24 protein-coding genes are annotated in these 23,268 nt (G+C 52.4%); 20 read left to right on the top strand and 4 right to left on the bottom strand.

Annotated features, from left to right (window positions below; genetic code table 11):
- Positions 1 to 77 precede the first annotated feature (77 nt).
- From mtnK to NST96_RS22480, 7 genes are all read left to right on the top strand, one after another.
- Positions 78 to 1,307 (top strand): S-methyl-5-thioribose kinase, encoded by a 1,230-nt coding sequence (mtnK, locus tag NST96_RS22510; RefSeq protein WP_003391352.1) that lies wholly within the window; start codon positions 78 to 80, stop codon positions 1,305 to 1,307.
- Positions 1,304 to 2,347: an S-methyl-5-thioribose-1-phosphate isomerase gene (mtnA, locus tag NST96_RS22505; protein WP_003391354.1), complete on the top strand. Its 1,044-nt coding sequence runs from the start codon at positions 1,304 to 1,306 to the stop codon at positions 2,345 to 2,347. The genes mtnK and mtnA overlap by 4 nt, the downstream gene beginning before the upstream one ends.
- Positions 2,348 to 2,414: 67 nt before the next feature.
- Positions 2,415 to 2,957, top strand: a complete 543-nt coding sequence (locus tag NST96_RS22500; RefSeq protein WP_003391355.1) for a GNAT family protein — start codon at positions 2,415 to 2,417, stop codon at positions 2,955 to 2,957.
- Between the two features lie 220 nt (positions 2,958 to 3,177).
- Entirely contained in the window at positions 3,178 to 4,920 is a 1,743-nt protein-coding gene (locus NST96_RS22495) for an ABC transporter transmembrane domain-containing protein (protein WP_003391357.1), read from the top strand.
- Between the two features lie 21 nt (positions 4,921 to 4,941).
- Positions 4,942 to 7,032: an ABC transporter ATP-binding protein gene (locus tag NST96_RS22490; RefSeq protein WP_342404689.1), complete on the top strand. Its 2,091-nt coding sequence runs from the start codon at positions 4,942 to 4,944 to the stop codon at positions 7,030 to 7,032.
- A gap of 81 nt (positions 7,033 to 7,113) precedes the next feature.
- Positions 7,114 to 8,292: an MFS transporter gene (locus NST96_RS22485; RefSeq protein ID WP_327925993.1), complete on the top strand. Its 1,179-nt coding sequence runs from the start codon at positions 7,114 to 7,116 to the stop codon at positions 8,290 to 8,292.
- 67 nt (positions 8,293 to 8,359) lie between these two features.
- Positions 8,360 to 8,494 (top strand): hypothetical protein, encoded by a 135-nt coding sequence (locus NST96_RS22480; RefSeq protein ID WP_255320332.1) that lies wholly within the window; start codon positions 8,360 to 8,362, stop codon positions 8,492 to 8,494.
- Between the two features lie 61 nt (positions 8,495 to 8,555).
- On the opposite strand, the gene NST96_RS22475 is transcribed toward NST96_RS22480, so the two are convergent.
- Together NST96_RS22475 and sppA are read right to left on the bottom strand one after the other, a co-directional pair.
- On the bottom strand, positions 8,556 to 9,113 hold the full coding sequence (locus tag NST96_RS22475) for an RDD family protein (RefSeq protein WP_003391365.1): 558 nt from the start codon (positions 9,111 to 9,113) through the stop codon (positions 8,556 to 8,558).
- Between the two features lie 24 nt (positions 9,114 to 9,137).
- Positions 9,138 to 10,103 (bottom strand): signal peptide peptidase SppA, encoded by a 966-nt coding sequence (gene sppA, locus NST96_RS22470; RefSeq protein ID WP_024985564.1) that lies wholly within the window; start codon positions 10,101 to 10,103, stop codon positions 9,138 to 9,140.
- 142 nt (positions 10,104 to 10,245) lie between these two features.
- Here sppA and NST96_RS22465 point away from each other — a divergent pair, with 142 nt between their 5' ends.
- Positions 10,246 to 10,974 carry an amino acid ABC transporter ATP-binding protein gene (locus tag NST96_RS22465; RefSeq protein WP_003391369.1) on the top strand — a complete coding sequence of 243 codons (729 nt, stop codon included), beginning with the start codon at positions 10,246 to 10,248 and terminating at the stop codon, positions 10,972 to 10,974.
- 42 nt (positions 10,975 to 11,016) lie between these two features.
- Here the strand turns inward: NST96_RS22465 and NST96_RS22460 are convergent, their stop codons facing one another.
- On the bottom strand, positions 11,017 to 11,703 hold the full coding sequence (locus NST96_RS22460; protein ID WP_227278116.1) for a polysaccharide deacetylase family protein: 687 nt from the start codon (positions 11,701 to 11,703) through the stop codon (positions 11,017 to 11,019).
- 179 nt (positions 11,704 to 11,882) lie between these two features.
- On the opposite strand from NST96_RS22460, the gene NST96_RS22455 reads away from it, so the two are divergent.
- The 11 genes from NST96_RS22455 (at position 11,883) to NST96_RS22405 (ending at position 20,646) form a co-directional block, all read left to right on the top strand.
- The gene (locus NST96_RS22455; RefSeq protein ID WP_003391373.1) at positions 11,883 to 12,689 is read left to right on the top strand and encodes a DUF2797 domain-containing protein; all 807 of its coding nucleotides are present in this window, start codon (positions 11,883 to 11,885) and stop codon (positions 12,687 to 12,689) included.
- Between the two features lie 52 nt (positions 12,690 to 12,741).
- Positions 12,742 to 12,924, top strand: a complete 183-nt coding sequence (locus NST96_RS22450; protein ID WP_035990993.1) for a hypothetical protein — start codon at positions 12,742 to 12,744, stop codon at positions 12,922 to 12,924.
- A 91-nt stretch (positions 12,925 to 13,015) separates the two neighbouring features.
- Positions 13,016 to 13,927: a hypothetical protein gene (locus NST96_RS22445; RefSeq protein WP_003391376.1), complete on the top strand. Its 912-nt coding sequence runs from the start codon at positions 13,016 to 13,018 to the stop codon at positions 13,925 to 13,927.
- A 174-nt stretch (positions 13,928 to 14,101) separates the two neighbouring features.
- Positions 14,102 to 14,464: an arsenate reductase family protein gene (locus tag NST96_RS22440; RefSeq protein WP_024985561.1), complete on the top strand. Its 363-nt coding sequence runs from the start codon at positions 14,102 to 14,104 to the stop codon at positions 14,462 to 14,464.
- A gap of 2 nt (positions 14,465 to 14,466) precedes the next feature.
- Positions 14,467 to 15,720 carry an LL-diaminopimelate aminotransferase gene (locus NST96_RS22435; protein WP_342404682.1) on the top strand — a complete coding sequence of 418 codons (1,254 nt, stop codon included), beginning with the start codon at positions 14,467 to 14,469 and terminating at the stop codon, positions 15,718 to 15,720.
- 91 nt (positions 15,721 to 15,811) lie between these two features.
- Positions 15,812 to 16,360 carry a peroxiredoxin gene (locus tag NST96_RS22430; RefSeq protein ID WP_003391382.1) on the top strand — a complete coding sequence of 183 codons (549 nt, stop codon included), beginning with the start codon at positions 15,812 to 15,814 and terminating at the stop codon, positions 16,358 to 16,360.
- Positions 16,361 to 16,533: 173 nt separating this feature from the next.
- Positions 16,534 to 16,986 (top strand): redoxin domain-containing protein, encoded by a 453-nt coding sequence (locus tag NST96_RS22425; RefSeq protein ID WP_003391383.1) that lies wholly within the window; start codon positions 16,534 to 16,536, stop codon positions 16,984 to 16,986.
- Positions 16,987 to 17,045: 59 nt separating this feature from the next.
- A complete protein-coding gene (gene gcvH, locus NST96_RS22420) occupies positions 17,046 to 17,426 on the top strand; it encodes a glycine cleavage system protein GcvH (protein ID WP_003391386.1) in 381 nt (126 codons plus the stop codon).
- Between the two features lie 283 nt (positions 17,427 to 17,709).
- Positions 17,710 to 17,985, top strand: coding sequence for a hypothetical protein (locus NST96_RS22415; protein WP_122957770.1), 276 nt, complete (start codon positions 17,710 to 17,712; stop codon positions 17,983 to 17,985).
- On the top strand, positions 17,954 to 19,903 hold the full coding sequence (locus NST96_RS22410) for an insertion element protein (protein ID WP_122957769.1): 1,950 nt from the start codon (positions 17,954 to 17,956) through the stop codon (positions 19,901 to 19,903). The genes NST96_RS22415 and NST96_RS22410 overlap by 32 nt, the downstream gene beginning before the upstream one ends.
- Positions 19,904 to 19,995: 92 nt before the next feature.
- A complete protein-coding gene (locus NST96_RS22405; RefSeq protein WP_122957768.1) occupies positions 19,996 to 20,646 on the top strand; it encodes an alpha/beta family hydrolase in 651 nt (216 codons plus the stop codon).
- 21 nt (positions 20,647 to 20,667) lie between these two features.
- Here NST96_RS22405 and NST96_RS22400 read toward each other — a convergent pair whose 3' ends face one another.
- A complete protein-coding gene (locus NST96_RS22400; protein WP_148040227.1) occupies positions 20,668 to 20,859 on the bottom strand; it encodes a hypothetical protein in 192 nt (63 codons plus the stop codon).
- Positions 20,860 to 20,943: 84 nt separating this feature from the next.
- Between NST96_RS22400 and NST96_RS22395 the strand changes: the two genes are divergently transcribed.
- A complete protein-coding gene (locus NST96_RS22395) occupies positions 20,944 to 23,262 on the top strand; it encodes a deaminase domain-containing protein (protein ID WP_342404673.1) in 2,319 nt (772 codons plus the stop codon).
- Positions 23,263 to 23,268: the final 6 nt, after the last annotated feature.

Raw genomic sequence — 23,268 nt, 5'->3', positions numbered from 1 at the left:
GAATTATCCCCTGCTGAATGGGCCGGGAAAGCCGCTGGAAAGATCCACATCGATTCACGTGAGGGGAGAAACAAGTTATGGCTTATCGTGCTTTGAGTGAACAAGAAGCAGTACAGTATGTAAAAGAGCTGCCCGGCCTGTTTGAAGCAGGGGCTATCCTGTCCTCCCGCGAGATAGGCGACGGCAACCTGAATCTTGTCTTTCACATCCGCGATGAAGCGACCGGCAAAAGCGTGATTGTGAAGCAGGCTCTGCCTTATGCCCGCGTCGTAGGCGAGTCGTGGCCGCTGACGCTTGATCGCGCCCGCATCGAGAGTGAAGCGCTGCGCATCCAGTACAAATACGTTCCGGACCTCGTGCCGCAGGTGTACCACTACGATCAGGAGCTTGCCTTGACCGTCATGGAGGATCTCAGCGATCACATCCTGATGCGCAAAGGATTGATCGAGGGGCGACGCTATCCAAATTTCGCGAAGCAAATCGGACGTTTCATGGCCCACACGCTCTTTTTCACGTCTGATCTGGGAGCGCATCCCTACGAGAAAAAAGCGCTTGTCGGAACATTCTTGAATCCGGAATTGTGCAAAATTACGGAAGACTTGGTGTTTACCGATCCTTACGAAAATGCGCCGACCAACAGCTTCAACCCGCTGATTCGGCGGGAAGTGGAGGAAATCTGGAAGAACAAGCCGCTCAAGCTGGAAATCGCCAAGCTGAAGTACGATTTCCTCACCCGTGCAGAGGCGCTGCTGCATGGCGACCTTCATACAGGCAGCATTTTCGTCACCGAAACCTCGACCAAGGTCATCGACCCGGAATTCGCTTACTACGGCCCGATCGGCTTTGACATCGGCGCGGTAATCGCCAATCTGCTCCTGAATTATGCCGGCCAGCACGGACTGGAGAAGGATGGAGGAAAGCGGGAGTCTTATCGCGAATACCTGCTTACAACTGTCGAAGACGTCTGGAACGAGTTCGTCTCCCAGTTCGTCCAGCTATGGCACAAGCAGGCGAAAGAGCGCAGCGCACATGTAGAAGGGCTCTGGCAGAGCTACGTGAAGCGGTTGATCCAGGATACGGCCGGGTTTGCAGGCTGTAAAATCCTTCGCCGCGTGATCGGGCTGGCGGGTGTCGCCGATCTGAACAGCATCAGCGACGAAAAAACCCGTGCCGAAGCGGAACGGCTGGCACTGCTGATCGGTCAGGAGCTGATCCTGAAGCGGGGCGGCATCGAAGATTCGACCGACATCACAGACATCGTTCGCAATGCGACAACAAGATTTGATCAGGAGGCAGCAGCGGTATGACCACAATTCATGAAGCATTCGCACCTGTAAAGTGGGAAGGAGACTCTCTTCTTCTGCTCGACCAGACGCGTTTACCGGTAGAAACAGTCTTTCTTTCCCTCCATACGTCTGAGGAAGTATGGGCGGCAATCCGCCACCTGCAGGTTCGCGGCGCCCCTGCGATCGGGATGGCTGCGGCATACGGGCTTTACCTCGGCGTGCGGAACAGCGAAGCGGCAGATTCGTCAGCCCTCTGGAATCAATTGCTCGAGCAGGCTGACTACCTGGCGACAGCACGCCCTACAGCGGTGAACCTGTTCTGGGCGATCGATCGGGTCAAAGCACGCGTCCAGCAGGAGGGAGAAAAACCGGTAGACGCGTTGAAAGCGGCGGTTTTGGACGAAGCTCTCGCGATACAGCGCGAGGATGCCGAAGTATGCCGGACGATAGGCGAACACCTCCTCACCTTGCTGCAGGATGGAATGGGCATCCTGACCCACTGCAATCCAGGGGCGCTGGCTACCGCCGCTTACGGGACGGCGACAGCTCCGCTCTATCTGGCCAAGGAACGCGGCTGGAACCTGAAGGTATACGCTGACGAAACGAGGCCGGTGCTCCAGGGAGCGCGGCTGACCGCCTACGAGCTGCAGCAGGCGGGAATCGACGTCACGCTGATCTGCGACAACATGGCGGCCATGGTGATGGCGCAGGGAAAAGTGCAGGCTGTCATCGTAGGAACCGACCGCGTAGCGGCGAACGGCGACGTCGCCAATAAAATCGGAACGTATGGCGTTGCCGTGCTGGCGAAAGCCCATGGCATCCCGTTTTACGTGGCTGCACCGCTGTCGTCTGTCGATCTGGAAACGCCGACGGGAGCGGACATTCCGATCGAGGAGCGTCCGGCGGAGGAAATCACGCACGGCTTGGGCAAGCAGGTGGCTCCGGACGGCATCAAGGTCTACAACCCGGCATTCGACGTAACGCCAGCGGAATATATAACGGCAATCGTCACCGAAACCGGCATTTTCAAGCCGGAAGATATCCGCAATTCCAAGCAATAAATCGTGGCTGTATAACAAAAGCGCCCTCGGGCGCTCTTTTTCACTTTTGAAGAAGGGGAGAGATGACATGAAGGTTATTCCGATAACGCAGCATGCAGCGTTGAGGCGCTTGGAGCTTGCCGATGCAGAGGAAATGTTCTGGCTGACCGATACCAATCGTCTCCATCTGCGCGAATGGCTTCCGTGGCTGGATATCGTCACAAACGTGGCGGATACCAGAAGGTTCATCTCTGCCACTCTGGATCAGGACAGCCGCAGGCAGGGCACCCATTTCGGGATTTGGTACAACGGTCGTCTGACAGGAACAGTGGGCGTACATCATATCGACTGGACAAACCGGAAGACGTCCATCGGGTATTGGCTCGGAGCCCAGTACACCGGGCACGGACTGATGACGGCCGCCGTCTCGGCCTATCTGGATCACTTGATCTTTGGCGAGTGGGACTTGCAAAAGGTCGCCATTCACGCCGCTACCGAGAACAAAAAGAGCAGGGCCATTCCGGAGCGCCTCGGGTTCAAGCTGGAGGGAATCCTGCGAAGCAACGAATTTCTCTACGATCATTACGTCGATCACGCCGTCTACGGCATGCTGGCGTCAGAGTGGCGTTGAGTCCTTCAGTTTTTTGCTGCCGATAGAAAAAGCTGGATTGACAAGAAATTTTGTGTAAACTACCATGAAGATATTGGAAAAGGGATTGCGTATATCGCATCCCTTTCTTTTGATCGACAGGGTCAAAGTCGTCCCTGTTGATAACCGGATTACGGAGGCTCCGCCACAATCATGGCGGAGCCAAGTTTTCTAATAGGATAAGGAAGGAGGGACGGACGGCGTGTATATTTTGCGGCAATTGTCCTGGTTTTTCAGAAAATATTGGAAACGATATACAGTAGGGATTGCTTTTCTGTTTTTGATTGATCTGCTCATGCTGTGGCCTCCCCGGCTGATCGGGCAAACGGTGGATCAAATCCGCAATGGATCGCTGACGACATCTGGATTGGCGACGACGATTGTCACGCTGCTTTTGATTGGCCTTATCTTGTACGGGCTCCGTTTCTTTTGGCGGTACCTGCTGTTCGGCGGTTCGCTGATGCTGGAGCGGACGCTTCGCGAGCGGCTGTTTGGCCATTTGACCCGGATGTCGCCGTCCTTTTACTCGCGCCGTCGTTCCGGTGATTTGATGGCGCTGGCTACCAACGACATTCCCGCAATCGAACAGACAGCAGGGATGGGCGTACTGACGCTGGTCGACTCCCTGTTCGCCACGCTGTTGACTTTGGCTGTCATGATGGTGGCCATCGACTGGCAGTTGACGCTGGCGGCACTTATTCCGATGCCGTTTTTGGCCTGGGCGACCGCTTATTACGGCAAGCTTTTGCACGACCGGTTTTACCTGGCCCAGGAAGCGTTTGGCGAGATGAACGACCATGTGCAGCAGTCCGTCTCAGGCGTCCGGGTCCTGCGGGCTTTTGTACAGGAAAAAGAGGATGTGGAGGCGTTTCGCCGGGTCAGTGAGAAGACGATGGAGCGGAATATCAGCGTTTCCCGGATCGACGCCCTGTTCGAACCGACGATCGGCATTATCATCGGCTTCAGCTTTCTCATCGGGCTTGGCTACGGGACCTACCTTGTCTTTTCCAGCGCGATTTCCCTGGGCGATCTGGTCGCATTCAACCTTTACCTCGGGCTGCTCATCTGGCCGATGTTTGCCTTTGGCTGGCTGATGAACATCCTTCAGCGGGGGAGCGCTTCGCAAAAGCGGTTGTCGGAATTGTTCGCCGAACGGCCTGACGTGGTGGACAGCGAAACTGTGGTGGAAGATGTTCCGGACAATACTGTCGAGGCGAGAGGCTTTACCTTCCGCTATCCGCAGGCAGAGAAGGACGCCTTGTCGGATATCAGCTTCATGCTGCACGAAGGAGAGACGCTGGGGATCGTGGGCAGGACGGGAAGCGGGAAGTCAACGCTTTGCCGGACTCTGTTGCATCAGTACCCGGTAGAGTCGGACGCCCTGTTTGTCGGAGGGAAGCCGGTAGAACGGATTTCGCTGTCTGCCCTGCGCGGGAAAATCGCCTACGTTCCCCAGGAGCATCTGCTGTTTTCCCGAACGATCGAAGCGAACGTCGCTTTCGGCTCGCCGCAGGCGACTACAGAGGAAGTGTGGCATGCGCTCTCCCTGGCCGAAATGAAAGGCGATGTAGCGCAATTCGCGGAAGGGCTCGGAACCATGGTCGGTGAAAAAGGGGTCACCCTCTCAGGGGGACAGAAGCAGCGCATCTCGATTGCCCGTGCCCTGCTGATGAACGCTGACATCCTCATTCTCGATGACTGTCTGTCCGCAGTCGATGCGAGGACGGAGGAAAGCATTCTTCGCCACCTCCGCGATGAACGCAAAGGAAAGACGACGATCATCACCGCCCACCGGCTCTCTGCGGTCCAGCATGCCCAGTTGATTTTGGTGCTGGACGAGGGCAGGATCGTGGAGCGGGGGACGCATGATGAATTGATGGCGCAAAACGGCTGGTATGCGGAGCAGTACCGCAGGCAGCAGATGGAACAAGACGTCGCGGGTTAAGGGGAGAGAGGGGAACGTGTAATGAACGGCAAACAAGTATGGAAGCGGCTTGTAGAGTACGCCATGCCGTTTCGCAGACAGATCGCAGGGGCCCTGCTGCTGCTCCTGCTCGGTACTGCCGCGGAACTGGCCGGCCCCTTTTTGGCAAAAGTGATGATTGACAATCACATTCTGGCGGTTCAGAAGACGTGGTATCGCTTTGAAAAGGAACCGCTTACCATTGAAGGAAACCAGATCGCGATCCGGCTGGCGGATGAGTATTACGTCCGGGAGGATTGGCTGTCGTCCTTGCCTCCGGACGATGCACAAAAGGCGAAAAAGACACAGGTCGTGACCGAGGGAACGACCTACTATATGCTGGACCGTGAGTTGTCCGAGGACGGGGAGCCGAAGCTTTTGCCGCTTCCGGCCGTCGAGGGAAGGGAGCGGGTCAAGGCGACGCTCGTTCGCTCGGGGCAGGAGGTTGATCAGGCGGAGGGAATCCGCTTGACGGCGGACGAGGTGAAGGCGCTGTACAGCAGGGAGATTGCGCCGATATTGCTTTTGGCAGGCGGCTATGCCTTGTTGATCCTGATCAGCGCGGCATGCAACTATACGCAAATTTTGACGCTGCAGATGACAGCTCAACGCATCATCCAGCGCATGCGGATGATTTTGTTCACCCACCTGCAGAAGCTGCCGGTCTCCTTTTTTGACAAGACACCGGTCGGTCAGATCGTCTCCCGCGTGAGCAACGATACGGAGGCCATTCGTGAACTGTACGTCAGCGTTCTGGCAACTTTTGTGCAGAACGGGGTATACCTCGTGGGGATTTTGATCGCGCTTTTTGTCCTGCAGCCGCAGCTTGCCCTGTTTTGCTTTTTAAGCGTGCCGTTGATCGTCGCGCTCATTATCGTTTACCATCGCTTCAGCTCGCGCTATTATGCGGTCATCCGCAGCAGGCTGAGCGATATGAACGCCACGATCAACGAGATGATTCAAAACGTGACGATCGTCCAGGCGTTTCGCCGAGAGTCGGGGGTTCAAGAGGAGTTTGCCAAGGTAAACGAAGAGTATTTTCGGGTTCGTCTGAAGGAGAACAACCTGGAGTCGCTTTTGCTCAGACCAGCCGTTGATCTCATCTGGAAAATCTCTCTCACGGTGATTGTCTGGTATTTCGGCTCGACTTCGTTTCACAGCGCCATTTCGTTCGGCGCGCTGTTTGCCTTCGTCGATTACATGGGACGCTTTTTCGAGCCGATCAGCATGATTATGAACCGTCTTTCGCAATTGCAGCAGGCTGCCATCTCCTCGCAGCGCGTGTTTGACATTCTCGATACGCCGGCTGAAGAGGAGAAGGGAGGCAAGGCTATCGAGCGCTCGCGCGGAGAGGTAGTCTTTGACCGCGTTTCTTTTGCCTATCAGGGTGATCAATACGTCTTGAAAGATGTGTCGTTCACGGCCAAGCCGGGACAGACGGTAGCGCTGGTCGGCCACACCGGGTCGGGAAAAAGCTCGCTGATGAATCTGTTGCTCGGCTTTTATCCGGTGACGAAAGGGCGCATCCTGATCGACGGCATGGACATGGGCGAAATGGATACGCGGACGCTTCGCCGCCATGTAGGGCTGGTGCTGCAGGACCCTTTTTTGTTTACCGGCAGTGTCGGATTCAACATTCGCTTGTACAATGACAAGCTTACGAATGACGATGTAAAACAGGCGGCGGAGGCAGTCAGGGCAGATGAGTTTATACGCCACTTCCCCGGAGGATACGAAGAACCCGTCGTGGAGCGGGGGATGACCTTGTCTGCCGGACAGCGGCAGTTGATTTCGTTTTCCCGGGCGCTCGCAGCCGATCCGGCTATTTTGATCCTGGACGAAGCGACAGCGAGCATCGACAGCGAGACAGAGTCGGCGATCCAGGAGGCGCTGCACGTGCTTTCGGCGGGACGCACGACGTTTATCATCGCGCATCGCCTGTCTACGATTCAGCATGCCGACCAGATTCTCGTTCTGTCCCGCGGCGAAGTCGTCGAGCGGGGCACGCATGACGAGCTGATGGCGCAGCATGGCCTGTATCAAAAAATGTACCAGCTACAGCAGGGGCAAATCTCTGCTACAGTAGAACAATAGCGATTGATCTTGACCTTGCCGCCGGGTGAGGGGAGATTATGAATAGAGAGAGTGAGTGCAGGAGAGGAGAACGCATACATCATGTCTTCAACACGTTTTACCTTTTGGGTGCTGATATTGGTCGTAGTCATTGCGGGAGCCAGCCAGGGGCTGACGATTCCGCTTTTGGCCGTGATGCTGGAGCAGCAGGGAGTTTCATCGGTCGCCAATGGGTTGAATGCAGCCGCTTTGTATATCGGTATATTGCTTGTGTCACCCTGGCTGGAAATCCCGCTGCGCCGGATCGGTTATCGGTCGACGATTCTGTGCGGGCTGTTAATGGTGACCGCAGCCACCGTCCTGATTCCGGTGTTTTCCCATCTGGCGGTCTGGTTTGTTCTCCGCATGCTGATGGGAATCGGCGACTCCGGTCTTCACTACGCCAGTCAAATGTGGGTGACCAAAATCGCCGCTCCGGAGAGGCGCGGACGGGATTTGTCGCTCTACGGTCTGGCCTACGGCATCGGATTCAGCATAGGGCCGCTGGGGATCAACCTGCTTCCGATAGGATTTTGGGCGCCGTTTGCCGCACTGACCGTGTTGTATGCGGCAGCGTTTATTCTGCTGGCGCGCATCCGCAATGATTTTCCCGAAGAGATCAAGGCAACTGAAGCCGGTGTGAAAAAACAGAACAAATACACCACTGTATTCCGGTTAAGCTGGCTGGCGCTGATCCCGTCGTTTTTGTACGGATTTATGGAAACGTCTTTAAACGGAAGCTTTCCGGTTTACGCTTTGCGGACCGGCATTTCCATCGAGTGGGTATCGGTTATCCTGCCATCCTTTGTAGTGGGCAGCATCATTTTGCAAATTCCGTTGGGCTCATTAAGTGACCGGATCGGCCGGAAGCGGGTCATGTTTGCCTGTGCGCTCGTCGGAGCCGTGGCGTTCATCCTGTTCCCGCTCAGCGGCGACAACGTCTGGATGATGATGTTCCTGCTGGCGATTGCAGGTGCGGCTGTCGGTTCCTTTTACTCGCTCGGTCTTGCCTTTGCGACCGATATTTTGCCGGGTGCGATGGTCCCTACAGCCGGGATCATTGCCAGCATGAATTTCGGCGTCGCCAGCATCCTGGCCCCCAATGTAAACGGACTGTTGATCCAGGTCTGGGACCCGCGGAGCATCTTCTGGCTGATGGGGCTTTTGCTGTTCGGTTTTGCCGCTGCTTGCCTGTTTTTCCGCACGACCCGCTCTTCTCAGGAGACCGCGGTGGCGTCATAAGCATAAAAATGTGAAGAGAGGGGAAGCGTAGGGATACAGTCATCTTTCCCAGAAAGGGGTTTGCCTGATGATGACGCCCTGTGTTTTCAAGCGGGGAATGATCTGGATTCTGTTTTTTATCATCAGTCTGATCGTGATCCCGTTCTTTTCCGATGACACGCCATCCACGCCTGCTCCGACTGTGAACAATGCAAGCAGGTAAAACCCGGGCAAAAAGGACTCGTCTGTTTCCATAAAGGCGAGTCTTTTTCTTTTGCTTCGGCTTACGTACGTTTGCTGTCGCGGATGACATACGTCCTGGCAATCAGATCGTGCCAGCCTTGCTTTTTCCGGTTCCACCCTGCCCACAAATACCCCAGTCCCAGCGGCAGGGCAGAGAGAAATTTGCCCACAACCTCTCGCAGCAATACCTGCCCCAGCGTCAACTGGCTGCGGTGCTGGCGGGCATTGACCACGCGGATGCCGGTGATGAGCTTTCCGAGTGTCTGTCCCGTCCACCAGGTCAGCAGGATGGCATAGGCGAAGTCGAATACGATTTCCAGCAAGTCGATGTACGAAAAGACGTCCGGCCCGGCAGTGAAAGCCCGGCGGAGCGGATTGAAGATCAAAAAGCTGATGCCGGTGAGAAAAAGTCCATCCAGCAGAGCAGCCCCGACCCGAATCCAGAAGCCGGCAAACGCATAGCTGGCCTCCTGGGAGGCATCCTCGCTTCCGGACGGCTCGGCTCCTGCGAAGCCTTGGACAAGCGCGGTCCGTGCGGCGGCATCAGCGGAGAGCAGGGATTCGGGAAAATCAGCTTCAGACGACGATTGGTCCCGCATGGCGGACACCTCCATTAGAAATGGTTACGGGATAAACTGGTACAACAGCTTGGGCGTCGAGCCCTGCTGCAAAATGCGCTCAAGGCCGAGCGGATCAGGGTTGGACCAGTAACGCTGCATGCGGAAGATCAGATTGCCAAGCGATATGTTTTCGGTAAAGCGAACAATCTGCGCTTCCGGCAGTCCAGTCAGGGTCAAGGCATAGCGGGTAGCATCCTCCAGATCGCCAAAGCGATCCACCAGTCCCAGCCGCTTCGCCTGCTCGCCGGAGTAAATGCGGCCGTCGGCTATTTGCAGGACGCGCTCCCGGGGGAGGCTTCTTCCCTTTACGATTACATCGACAAAGCGATCGTAGCTTTGGTTGACCAGCGTTTGGAAAATTTGCCGCTCGGGCTCTGTGAGCGGACGGGCAGGACTTCCGATATCCTTGAAGCGTCCGCTTTTGATCGCATACTCCTGGATTCCCAGCTTGTGTATGGCATTGCTGTAGTTGGTCAGGGTAAAAATGACGCCCAGACTGCCTGTCAGCGTATTGGGATTGGCGAAAATGGCATCTCCTGCTGTAGCCAGGTAGTAACCTCCCGATGCGGCAGTCGAGCCCATGCTGACTACAAGCGGGATTTGGCGAAGCTCTTTGAGCCGCAGCAGGCGGCGGTGCAATTCATCCGTAGCGACTACCTCTCCGCCAGGGCTTTCGATCCGCAGGACGACTGCCTTTACTTGCTCGTCTTCCTCGATGCGCCTGATTTGTTCGGTCAACAGGTCAGCCATCGGTGTGACAGATGCGGTGGAGCGCTCACTGGTGATCGTGCCATTGACGTAAAGCTGTACGATTTTGGCCGTACCGGAGCCGGAGACGACATGTTCATCCCAGGCATACTCGGGATGGTCGGTCAGATTGCGCATGCCTCCAAAGATGCTTTCGACGCCGATGCCAAGGACAAAAACAGCCAGTACAAGAAAGAGTGCCGTCCATCTTTTACGGTTCATGGAAAACCACCTCAGATGTAGCATTTGCTCTTCTCTTTCCGGTTACGCATGCCTGTCATTTCACAAACTCATGCAATTTTCTAAAAATTGCGGTACAATTGGTCATAAGACAAGAGAGAATATGTTCGGGGGGTACGGAAGCGTGATTATCCAAGTAACGGATTTGAAAAAAAATTACGGCAGCCTGCAGGTGCTCAAAGGAATCACGACACAAGTGGCGGAACGCGAGGTCGTATGCGTGATCGGCCCGTCGGGTTCGGGAAAAAGCACGTTTCTGCGCTGCTTGAATCAATTGGAAGAGATGACGGCCGGGCGCATCGTGATTGACGGCCACGACCTGTCCGATCCGAGGGTGGACATCAACAAGGTGCGCGAAGAGGTAGGAATGGTGTTCCAGCGCTTCAACCTGTTTCCGCACAAAACGGTTCTGGAAAACGTTACGCTCGCGCCGATCAAAGTAAAAAAGATGACCCCCGAGGATGCGAGAAAACAGGGCCTGGCGCTGCTGAAAAAGGTGGGGCTGGAGGACAAGGCCGATGTATATCCGGATCGCCTTTCCGGAGGACAGATGCAGCGGGTGGCGATTGCCAGAGCCTTGGCGATGAACCCCAAGGTCATGCTGTTTGACGAACCGACCTCGGCACTGGATCCGGAGCTGGTCGGAGAAGTCTTGACAGTGATGAAGAATCTGGCCAAGGAAGGCATGACGATGATCGTCGTCACGCATGAGATGGGATTTGCCCGGGAAGTGAGCGACAGAGTGATTTTCATGGATCAAGGCGTCATCATGGAGGAGGGAGCACCCGAAGCCCTGTTGTCCAATCCGAAAAACGAGCGGTTGCGGGCATTTTTGCGCAAGACCTCGGCATAGCGACCGGTATAAAAAAATCGGCCCCCGATACAGGGGGCATTTTTACTTCTTGTTCGCGTCTCGCTTGCTTCCTTTCACATCGAGCAATTGACTGACCGTAACGAACCGATAGCCCTGCCTCCGCAGATCGGTGATCAACTCCTGCAGCGCGGCAATCGTTTCCCGCTGATTCAGCCCGCCGTCGTGGAACAGGATAATGTCTCCGGGAGCCACGTCGTTCTTGACGCTTTTGGCGATGTGGGAAGCCGTCCGGGCCAAAGACCAGTCGCGCGGGTCGACCGACCAGTGGATGATGTCATAGCCGCAGGACTGGACTGCATTCATGACGTCATGCGTCAAGACTCCCCCCGGGGGCCGGTAATATTGGGCAAGCACGCCGGTAGAACGGAGAATCGATTTTTCCCCCAGCTTGATTTCTTCGTAAATCTCCTGCTCCGTCAATTTGTTCAAATCGCCATGATGATAGCCGTGGTTGCCGATTTCATGCCCTGCTTTCTTGATCCAGTGCATAATCTTGGGATACTTGTCTACTTGAGAGCCAAGCACAAAAAAGGTGGCGGGAACCTTGTTGCGGTGCAGAACCTCCAGGATGATGGGCGTGTATTTGGGATCGGGGCCATCGTCGAAAGTAAGGGCAACCACTTTGTTGGTTGTGTCGATCCGGTGAATCGGCTCATAGGCAGGAAGAGGGCTTCTTGCCGCATCTGTCGGCACCACCCCGAACAGCAGACAGGCGATGAAAGACAGAATGAACGCTCGATAGCGCAGAACAATCCCTCCTTCCAAAGTAACTATCTTTTAGCTTCACCCGCACAACTCAAATCATCCTGCCAAAAGAAAACAGCAATCAGCCTGCGAGCGGGATATGGTAAAATGAAAGGACTGTACATAGGAGAGGAGAGAATACGGTGGAACTCCGCGGTATTTTGCACGGGTTGACCCATCAGTATCACGGCAAGGATCAGCCTGTTGACTACTATTTGCAGCTGGGCGAAGAGAGACTGCCGTTAAATGAGCTGCTGGGCAGCGAAATAACGATCTCATTTCTGGGCGAGAAAAACTGTATCGCCTGTGGACGAAAAACGAACAAAACCTTTAACAGCGGATATTGCTATCCCTGTTTTACGAAGCTTCCGGAGAACGATCTGTGCATCGTCAAGCCTCACGAGTGCCACTATGATCAGGGAACATGCCGGGATGCCAGCTTTGGCGAGACTCATTGCATGATTCCGCACTACGTTTATCTGGCTGTTTCCAGTGATGTAAAAGTCGGCCTGACGAGGAAAAACAATCAGCTAAAGCGCTGGGTCGACCAGGGAGCCATTCGCGCGATCCCGATCGCAGAGGTACCGACACGCCGCATGGCAGGTGAGCTTGAATTCCATCTTAGCCAATTTTTGCCGGATAAGACGAACTGGAGAAAAATGCTCAAGGGCGATGTCCGCGAGGTGGACCTGCTCAGCCTCAGAGACGAGGTGTACGCGCATTTCCCGGATGAGTTCAAAGCCTTTCGCTACCGTGAGGACGAATGGATAGACATTACCTATCCGATCCTTGAGTCGTTGGACAAGATCAACTCGCTCACATTGGACAAGCAGGAAAGCGTCGGCGGCAAATTGATCGGTGTCAAGGCACAGTACCTGATTTTTGAAAACGGCGTTTTCCAGGCGAGAAAGCACGCCGGCTATCAGGTGCAAGTCAGCGCTTCTGCATAAAGCGGCCGCTTTTCCTCCAGACTGAAACAAAAGACTGGAGGAGGCGATCGGCATGGCACCGGAGCGCATTGAATATACGGAACCGTTGACGGGTACCTTGGCAGAAGCAGCCCAGGCCGATCCGCTGGGCATCCCCTACTCGCCGCTTGCCAGGACGTGGCAGGCGAACCCCCGGGCGGAAGCAGATCCTGCCGAGCGGGGTACGGGGAATGTGGCAGAAACAAAAACGGAATAAAAAACGTCTAGAAGGAAAAAGGCAGCCAGACATGATCGGCTGCTTTTTTCTTATCCAAATAACTAGCCATTGGGGAAGGGAAGGGCACTTCATGCGTACATGGGCATTATCCGTCGCGACAGCGTTGCTGATCTGTGGAAGCGCTTGGGCCGGGTATATGGTAGGAACTGATGTGGAAAGCAAAAGAAACGAGGAACAGGCAGGCAGGGTCATAGCGGAAAACGAAGCGTTGCGGTCAAAGCTCCAGAATCAGGCTCCCGCCGCTGAAGCATCCCCTCCGGCAAACAGTGCTCAACAACCGGCTGAGGCGGCCGAGCAAAACGCGAAGGAGCCCGCTTTCATCGACCACGATGCAATCCTGGATGCTTTTCGGCGGACGGACGACAAAGGCGGAAGCTTTGAAATCACGGAAAAAGACAAGCAGGAAATGATGGCCGAACCGCGCAGCAGGGATTACAAATGGGTGCTGCGCACATTTGTAGAGAAAAAGCTCGGAAAAAAGCTGAATACCTTTCAGACGACCAGCCGGACGGTGAACCCGCGTATCCTGCTGGCAACCACTACGGATGGCACCGCGTATGAAATCGAGATGAAAAAATGGCCAGCCTATGACCAGATTTGGACAGTCGAGCGCTTTAACGGCATGTCCCCGGGAGATGTCGGTTCAGTCGCTCCGCTCTATCAGGCGGTGAAAAAGGAGGAAGTGCCCAAAAACGTGCAGGACTGGCTGGAGCCGCTGCTTGCCTCACCGGAATGGAAAACGGAATACTTGCGAGACGGGAAAAAAACGTATGTGCTCATCAAAACGTCGTCTTCGCCGACGGATTCGGTGGAAGTAGAGGATGTTTCGCTATGGATAGAGGAAGTAACGGTGAAGTACCAGACGTACGACTATGCAAACAGTGAAGACCGCTCGTTTGTAAACGATTACGCTTTGTTGGAAATTCCGTATGAAGCCAAGGACGGGGTCCAGTTTACGAAAACATTGTCGATTGTTCGGTAGACAGGCTCTTACGGACAAGTCTTGATCCGGCAGACTGGCGATGTGCCGTCGCGTTGTTAAGGGAGCCGTTTGATAAACGCGGGAACTGCGTTAAAATAAAGGAAAACACTGGGGATACAGCAAGCAGGTATTCGAGACACCATTATGCTTGATAAGAAAGCGAGGATATGCTCCATGACAATCAAAGCCTATCTGTACGACAAATGCGGCACCTGCCGAAAGGCCAAGCAATGGCTGAACCAACACAATGTCGCCATCGAGGAGATCCCGATCGTGGATGCCCCTCCGACAGAAGACGAGCTGCGCAGCATGTGGCAGGCAAGCGGACTTCCCTTGACCAAGTTTTTCAACACGAGCGGCCAGTTTTACCGCGAGCTCGGCTTAAAGGACAAGCTGCCATCGATGACGGAAGACGAGATGCTGAAGCTGCTGGCCTCCAACGGGAAGCTGCTAAAAAGGCCGCTCGTCTCTGACGGAAAAACAGTTACGGTCGGGTTCAAGGAAGAGGAGTATGAAAAGGCTTGGGGGGGACGCTGACGATGCGTACCCCTTCCAGGCGCCTTGAACAGCTTTCTTCGGCAATCTTTTCCGAACTGGCCGAACGAAAAAAGAGCGTTGCAACGGGGCGTTCAGTGATCGATCTGAGCATCGGCAGCCCTGATCAGCCGCCAGCTCCGGAGCTGGTGGAGGCGCTGGCCGAGGCGATCCGGGAGCCGGGTGCGTTTGGCTACCCGATGAGCGACGGAACAGAGGAGTTTCGCGAGGAGGTGGCCCGCTGGTATCAGTACCGCTTCGGCGTCGAGCTGGACCCGCGCTCGGAGATTCACTCGCTGATGGGCTCACAGGACGGTCTGGCTCATTTTGCCCTTGCCTGGTCCGATCCCGGAGACATCGTGCTGGTGCCCGATCCCGGCTACCCGATTTATGCCGGCAGCGTTCATCTGGCAGGTGCGGAGCCATACCCCATGCCGCTGCGGGCAGAAAACGCTTTTTTGCCCGATCTGAATGCCATACCGGAAGAGGTGGCCAAACGCGCTCGCTTCATGATTCTGAACTATCCCAATAATCCGGTATCGGCGGTCGCGACGCTTTCCTTCTTTGAAGAGGCTGTCGCTTTTGCCAAGCGGCACGATGTGATTGTCGTGCATGATCTGGCTTATTCCGAAATGGCCTTTGACGGCTACCGGCCGCCCAGCTTTTTGCAGGCGGAGGGGGCCAAGGACGTCGGCATCGAATTCAACTCCTTTTCCAAAAGCTTCAACATGGCCGGGTGCCGCATCGCTTATGTGGTCGGCAATGCGGAGATCATCAAGCCGCTGGCAGTCGTCAAGTCGAATGTAGACTACGGCGTCTTCCTGCCGGTTCAAAAAATGGCTGTTGCCGCGCTCAGGCGCGACCGGGAAGCGGGGGAGGACAACACGGTTGCTTCAATTTATCAGGAGCGGCGCGATGTCCTGATCAAAGCCCTGCGAGAGGCAGGCTGGGTCATCGAGCCGCCCAAGGCGACGATGTTCGTCTGGGCAAAAATTCCGTCTGGCTGGAACTCCCGCGAATTCGCTTTTGCGCTTTTGGAGGAGGCTGGGGTCGTGGTCGTGCCTGGAAGCGCTTTTGGCGAGCAGGGAGAAGGGTACGTGCGGATCGCGCTGGTGCAGCCGCCGGACCTGCTGCGGGAAGCGGCCAAGCGGATCGCAAAAAGCGGCCTGTTGAACGGCAGAAGAGAGCAAAACAGATGTATATCGTGCTGTGAAAGCGGAAAGGATACATCTGGCACCACAAAAACGACAATCAATTGAAAATGATTCCTACATTGTATTGACTATAAACAACAAGGTTGCTATGATGGAACATGTAGGTGAAAAAACTTATTCCAAGGAGGTTTTACATATGGCACAACGTCTTGTAGGTCTTCCAGCTCCTGATTTCACAATGGAAACAGCTCTGGGCAATGGTCAAGATTTCGGAAAGGTATCTCTCTCCGACTACCGTGGCAAATGGCTGGTACTGTTCTTCTATCCACTCGATTTCACGTTCGTTTGCCCGACTGAGATCATCGCGATGAGCGATTCGATCGAAGATTTCAAAGACCTGGATGCGGAAGTTCTCGGTGTATCCGTAGACTCCAAGCATTCCCACCGCGCATGGATCAACACTCCTCGCGATCAAAACGGTCTGGGCGGCCTGAACTACCCGCTCGCTTCCGACTTCCTGAAAACAACCGCTCGCGATTACGGCGTACTGGATGAAGAAGGCGGCGTAGCATTCCGCGGTCTGTTCATCATCGATCCGGAAGGCGTTCTGCGTTACCAAGTTGTAACCGACCTGAACATCGGCCGTTCCGTAGAAGAAACACTGCGCGTTCTGCAAGCTCTGCAATCCGGCGGTCTCTGCCCAGCTAACTGGCGTCCAGGTCAAAGCCACCTGACTGCGAAGTAAGCATCCGCATTGGAGCGCGATTGATCGGGGCAGCCATATAAAGCTTGCTCCCTTTACGAAAAAGGGTCTAACACAACCAGTTGTTAGGCCCTTTTTTTACAAAAAAGAGGCAAATAAGACGGGAAGATTGCTGTCTTTCTCGTTCCACGATCATTTGAAAGGGGTTGTTTTTGATGCGTTTGCGCGAAGAATTGCCCGATTTCCCGGGGATTACCGAATGGGTAAACGGTCAGGTGAGCAAAGCTGATTTGGCAGGAAGTCCCGTATTGATCCATTTCTGGTCCGTAAGCTGCTATATGTGCAAGGAATCGATGCCGCAAATCCTGGAGTGGCGCGACAAATACGCGGCGAACGGCTTGAAGGTGATCGGAATCCACATGCCACGCTCGGAGGCCGATACAGACATCCAAAAGATCAAGGAAACGATCGTCGAGCACAAGCTGACACATCCGATCGCGATCGACAACGAAATGAAGACCGTAGACGCCTTCCAGAATGAGTACGTCCCGGCTTTCTACCTGTTCGATGAAAACCTGCAGCTTCGCCACTTCCAGGCTGGCGAAAAAGGCTTGAACCTGGTGAAAAAACGTCTCCACCGAATTTTGGGGATTGAAGAGGATTCCTAGGCCCTCTGTCCAATTAATATGGAGTACCTGATTGAACCTGATAGGAGGATACGTGAACGATGGAATTTCCTAAACATCTTCTTTACAGCGAAGAGCACGAGTGGGTTCGTGTAGAAGGAAACAAGGCGTATATCGGCATTACTTCTTTTGCTCAATCCGAGCTGGGCGACATCGTCTTTGTCGAACTGCCAGAGGTGGGCAGCACGATTACACAGGACGAACCTTTTGGCAGCGTGGAATCGGTAAAAACCGTTTCTGAACTGTATGCTCCTGTCAGCGGGAAGGTAGTAGAAGTAAACGGCGAATTGGAAAACGCGCCGGAGCTGGTAAACTCTTCTCCTTATGAGCAAGCATGGATGATCGTTGTGGAGCTGTCTGACGAAAGCGAGCTCAAAAAGCTGATGGACGCAGACAAATACGAAGCGATGGTACAAGAGTAAACAACAACTGAAAGTGTGTATCAAGCCAAAAGGCTGGAGACTAATCTTAACGGGTTCGGTTTTTAGGTGCAAAAACAAAAAAATAACACAAAATGGCGTGCGAACTGACAATAGTTCGAACACGCCTTTTTTCTTGTTATCAAAGGATTTTTTTGAAAAATGACACGGATATTGGCAGGGAAATGTATAAGTTTTAACGAACTGGAAATAATTTATGAAGAGAGGAATACTCATGTCAAAATCTATGTCAATTCGAATGTCATTTTAAAAGGAGAAATCGTACATGGAATTTATAAAACCAAAGCCAAATTTAGATATAAAAGCAAACTGGAAAGTATCAGAGCATACAAAAGATATCGTAAAATACTATGCTGAATACACGGGCTACTCAGAAGATGAGTGTGTGGACCAATTCTTGAAAAACATCCTAAAGGACGAGCAATTTATCGATTGGATACATGGCAAAAGGCGAAACAAGAGAGCCTTGTCCAAGGTACTGTTATTGGATGAAACGGAGGAATTAGAACTTGACGAAACTGAAACGTCTCGCGGTGCTTGATGACCGTATTATAGAGATTCAACGTCCTATATCCGATAGTGAAATACATTCGAGACAGGCAGACTATCCCCTGCTCGCCCCTGTTGATTTCGCGAAAAAATATAGGGACGTTTTATTTAGAACGGTTTCATTAGGCTATGAGGGAGAATATCACAACATTCAAATGAATCGTTGTGACAACCCCTACTGTAAATGGTTTGGTCTTGAACAGCATCGATTCGAGTCCGCGAAAGGGAAACCGTCTCGTTACCGACTTTCAGGAGCAAAAGGAGGTACGAGTCATGCTATTGTGTGTAATCCAGACCCGACAACTACCATTGGAAAAATGACATGGAAATGTACGACGAATGCTCTGTCCAACTGGTCTATCGCAGAGGAAATTAAACGATTAGCTACTCATGACCGTGTTCAGGATTGGGAGCCAGAGTATGAATTCCATCGTGGTTCATGCTTAAAACACGATATAACTCCATTCGCCACTCCCAATCACTTTTATCGTAGAGGTAAAAGCAGTGGAAAATCACAGAAGTGGCAGTGTAAGACGTGTAAAAAGATAACTAATGTCCTTCCTGAACGTAGAGAAACAACAACGTATCATCAACAGCGAAACGATATCCTACCCACCTACGTAGCTCTCATACTCAACAGGACGCCAGTTAAACGGGTTTGTGAGATATTAGAAATTAGTTCTGATACCTATTACCGAAAGTTGGAATGGATGTATCGCAGGTGCTTGGAGTTCTTAGAGCGATACGAATCAGTACCGCTTCAAAACAAACAATTTGATTCTCTTTGGCTCAACACCGACAAGTTGCAATACAATCTAAATAATGTTCGAAAAAAAGGACACGGTTCAAAGTTTTACGACATGATTGAAGTGAAAAAGCCTCAAACCAATATTGTCGTTACCGCAGATGTTGACTCTCGATATGTGTTTCGTGCAGATGTTGCATATGATTGGGACATTACATTAGATGACATTGAGCGAGATACGAAAGAGCTATGTGAAGACCACCTTCACGAATTTGCTCGCAAAAATGCACGGCTTCGTTTCTCTTGTGCACCACAACCGCCCACTCCGCATGATACGGAATCAACGTCTGCATACATGAGTCAACGACAGGAGTTTGACAATCGAAAAAGGTATATTGATGGACTTCATGTGAACGCAACATACACCGCGATTGCCCAGCTTTGGCATCTGCAAAAAATACTAAAAACAAAAAAATGGAGATTTGTAACTGATGAAGATTATTCACTGATGTCTGCCATATATCGAGTGTTTTCAAAAGAAATAAGAGAAGGAGTAACACACCATTTCTTATGTAAAATTGACCGAGGGAAAAGCCTTCGAGACTCATATACCGAATATGAACAATCTATCCGTGACTTAAAGGCTTGGGGGACAAGCAAGGGCTATACGTTCCGCTCTATTACAGCATTGGCATATCATCAATTAGTGGAAATCCTGAAACATCATCATTTCCACGAAACGGTTCATATCGGTGGTAATGACTATTATCGTTGGGCGAGGAATCCTTTGGAACATCCCCTCGCCACGAAAGACCAAGGGTATCGTTGGGTCGATTGTACAACGGATATATCAACATTAGAAACGAAGTACGTTGCCAACATGTTAATGAAGGTCAACGATTATGCAGTTAATAACTTCATGCAACTGATGCGAAGAAGAATCTCAATCCTTGAACGCCCTTTGGTTACTGCTCGTGGAGACGGGAAGAGCTATATCTATGCAAACTTCAATCCGAAATATGCTCAGTATGCTGTCACTATCCTTCGAACGTACTATAACTTCTGTATGACATATAAATGGGGAGACAATAGAGTAACCCCTGCTCAAAGCTTGGGTTTGACGAATAAGAGCTTTTCCATGAAGGATATTATCTATTTCAAGTAAACCGTCTTTGCATTGTTTAGATGGTTTTTTTAGGAAAAAATACAATTTTACAGTAAAATAGAACAAATAGAGGATACAAAAGGGGAGCTATTATGAAGGTTAATCGAAAAACGACATTTGTAAATGAAAAAGAAGTTCGATACACACATATCGAAAACGGAAGTTCAGTGGTTTGCTTTATGTTTTCTGGAACAGGTTACACGTATGAGAAACCTTTATTTTACTATTCGACAATGACAATGCTTCAAAATCAGTATGATGTTGTCCACGTCCATTATTCCTACGGACAAGATGTATTCAAACTTTCAACGGAAGATATTACAAATATTATTTATGATGATGTAATTGCTGTCATTACCGAAGTTCTTAAAAGTCAACAATACCTAAATACCGTTTTTTTAGGAAAATCACTCGGTACTATTCCTATCATCAACAAGCTTATGAAAAACGATAATTATTTGAATTCAAAATTGATTTTGCTTACGCCATTATTAAAGCTGGATACAATTTTTGAAGCTTTATTGATGAGTAATCATTCTGCCCTTATTGTCATAGGTGAAAGAGACAGTCATTTTATTACCAGTAAAATCCAAGCAATTGAAACTAAGCAAAATATTAAAATAGAAAGAATCCCCGATGCTAATCATTCTTTAGACATTGAACCAACTAATACTTTGAATTCCATCATAACTTTAGAAAAGGTATTGAAAAGAATCAACGAGTTTTTATCTGACTCTCATTGATATGACAAAAAGCTCGGCAATTTACCGAGCTTTTTTCTTTAAATTCACTCCAACAATTCTACCAAATGAATTACCAAAAGCCACGTCATTTCTATTTTTGCACCCCAAAACCGAACCCGTTAGACTAATCTCCGGCCTTTTTCCTGTTTCGCAGGCATAAGAGCCCTCCTCTTGCTCCGTTGTACCCACTGGATTTTCATACTTTTGCTGCATGTGGCCTTTTCATCCAAATACTACCATATGGAAAAGAAACGATTGCAGAAAAAGGAATGTCCGGAGAAATAAGGAGGAGCACTGGTGATTCGGAAGCACTATTTGTTATTGATTCTGGCAATGATTCTTTGTCTGCCGCTGGCCACGTATGCGGCAGACAAGCCAAAGCCAAACATGCTGCGCGCAGATGAGCGAAATGATGCGATTTCGGGCGGAACAGCAAGAGCTGGGGCACCTCCCGACGAGCTGATGAGATTCAGGATCATGTACGCGACATATGCGGAAGGAATGTGGGACGGGCGGATACCGGGCCATTTGCGCGGGGATGGGGATGACCTAGGCAGAGGCGGAGACGACCGGGGCAAAGGCGGAGACAACCTGGGCAGAGGCGGAGACGACCGGGGCAAAGGTGGAGACAACCTGGGCAAAGGCGCGGACGACCTAGGCAAAGGTGGAGATGACCGAGGCAAAGGCGGAGACCCGGAGCACGGTACTCCAGCCCATGAAAACACCCGCGCTCCTTTTGATCCTACAGCCAGCGATCTTGACCCAAAAAGCGGCGACCCCGATGGGAAAGGTGACGAACTGAAAGCAAAAGAGGGCAAGCCAGGCTTTTGGGATTGGCTGATCGGCGGAGCCTCCGAAGCGCTCGACAAAGGCTTGGAGCTTTGGGAGTCCACCGTGGACAGCGTAAAGGAAACAGTGAGGGACGCCATTGACACCGTTGTAGATACTGTGAAGGACGTCGTAACTACCGTCGTAGACGCGGTCGTCGATGCAGGAAAATGGGTTGCGGACCACTGGGAGGTCGTGTTGGTCACGACAGCAGGTGTCGCCCTCACCGTGGGCGGCGTGTTCTTTCCGCCGCTGCTGCCGTTTGGCGTCTCGATCCTGGTCGGCGAAGGGATATCCGGTGTGATCGGGTACGCCTTTGGCATGCGCGGCGATGAGCTGCTGCGGGAAATGGCGCTTGGCGGCGTACTGTCGGCAGCGGGCTTTGGTGCTGGCGCTTTAATCGGCAAAGCGGCCACGGCAGTCGCTCGCCTCAAACCGGTGGCAAATGCCCTTGGCAAAGCGTCCGCCTTGACGAGCCGGGCTACCAGCGCTGTCCGGACCGCCGTTGGCAAAGGAGCGCAAGCGGCAGGGGCGGCAGCCAGATGGGTGCGGCAAACCTCGGTTGGCCGTGCCGCAGCCCGCTTGGGGACCCAAGCAGGAAATGCGGTACGGTCGGCAACGAGCGCGGCAGGCAAGGCGGAGAATGCTCTTCGCAGCGCTCTGGCAAGCACAGCGAAACAAGCAGGCGGCGCTCTGAGAGCAGTTACAGCACGCATCGGGCAAACGCGCCTGGCCCAGAGCGCAGCGTCTGTGGCGAAGAATGTAAGAAGTGCCGCCAGCAGCGCAGGAAATGCCGTGAAAAACAGCAGTGTGTACCGGGCAGTGGCCAGCCTCGGACGAAATACGGGGAAAGGCATCGGGAAGCTGGCAAGCAACGTGGGAAGCGGCTTGCGAACAGTAGCGAAGACGACGGGCAGCAAAATGCAGTCCATCGTCCAGACTGTGAAAAAGACGGCACCTGTCCGGGCTGTCGCAGGCTTCACACAAAAAGCGGGCACACAAATCAGCCAGGGCTTCCGGCAAATCGGCAGTGCGATCTCCCGCAGTTTGGCAACGACGGTCCTGCGGAGCAAAACGGCGGGGGCTGGCGAAGGCTTTGCCGTCAGTGTGATGGATGACCGGGCGCGCGGGGAAAAGGTGAATTACCGCAAGGCGGTAATTGCTGCGGCCATCGGGGCGCTGCTGGTGACCGGCGGATCGATTGGACTAAACAAAGCGTATTCTACCGGGCAGGAAACGGCGCAGGCTGTGGTGAAGAGCAGTACTGAGCAGAGTGGATCAAAATTCTTGTTACCGATGGATTTACAGTATTTTTCTTCTAAGGGGACGGGTAACCTCACCTATGCCCAAAAGGTTGAAATGTTCCAAGCTAGAGCACAAGCTATTCGTGATACATTGCCAAACAAGTATAAGAATTACGGTAATGTTGCGGTGGCAGATGTGAATATTTCCGGACTTAAAACAGAGTTTAAAGCCCATAGTAGGATTCATAAGGAGAATGCCGACGGTTTTTCAACAGTAACAGGCGAGGGTCAATTCCCTGCAAAATCAGTAAACCAAAAAGGGGAAGTTAACGGTGAGGGGGCTTTTCCTAGGGATAATGACACTGAACGCAAAATTTTAGAGGATATAGCAAATCAATTAGGGAATAACAAGCAAGTTAAAGGCACAATTGATTTATTCACGGAATTACCTGCTTGCGGAAGCTGTTCCGATATTATTCTGAAGTTCAGACAAGAATACCCAAATATCAAATTGAATGTCTACTCAGGGGAGTTTAAAAATTAGAGAGGT

The organism is Brevibacillus sp. FSL K6-2834 (assembly GCF_038592925.1).
Taxonomy (GTDB): Bacteria; Bacillota; Bacilli; order Brevibacillales; family Brevibacillaceae; genus Brevibacillus; species Brevibacillus borstelensis.
Note: the sequence above shows the minus strand (reverse complement) of the source record. Positions and strands in the feature narration are given on the sequence as shown.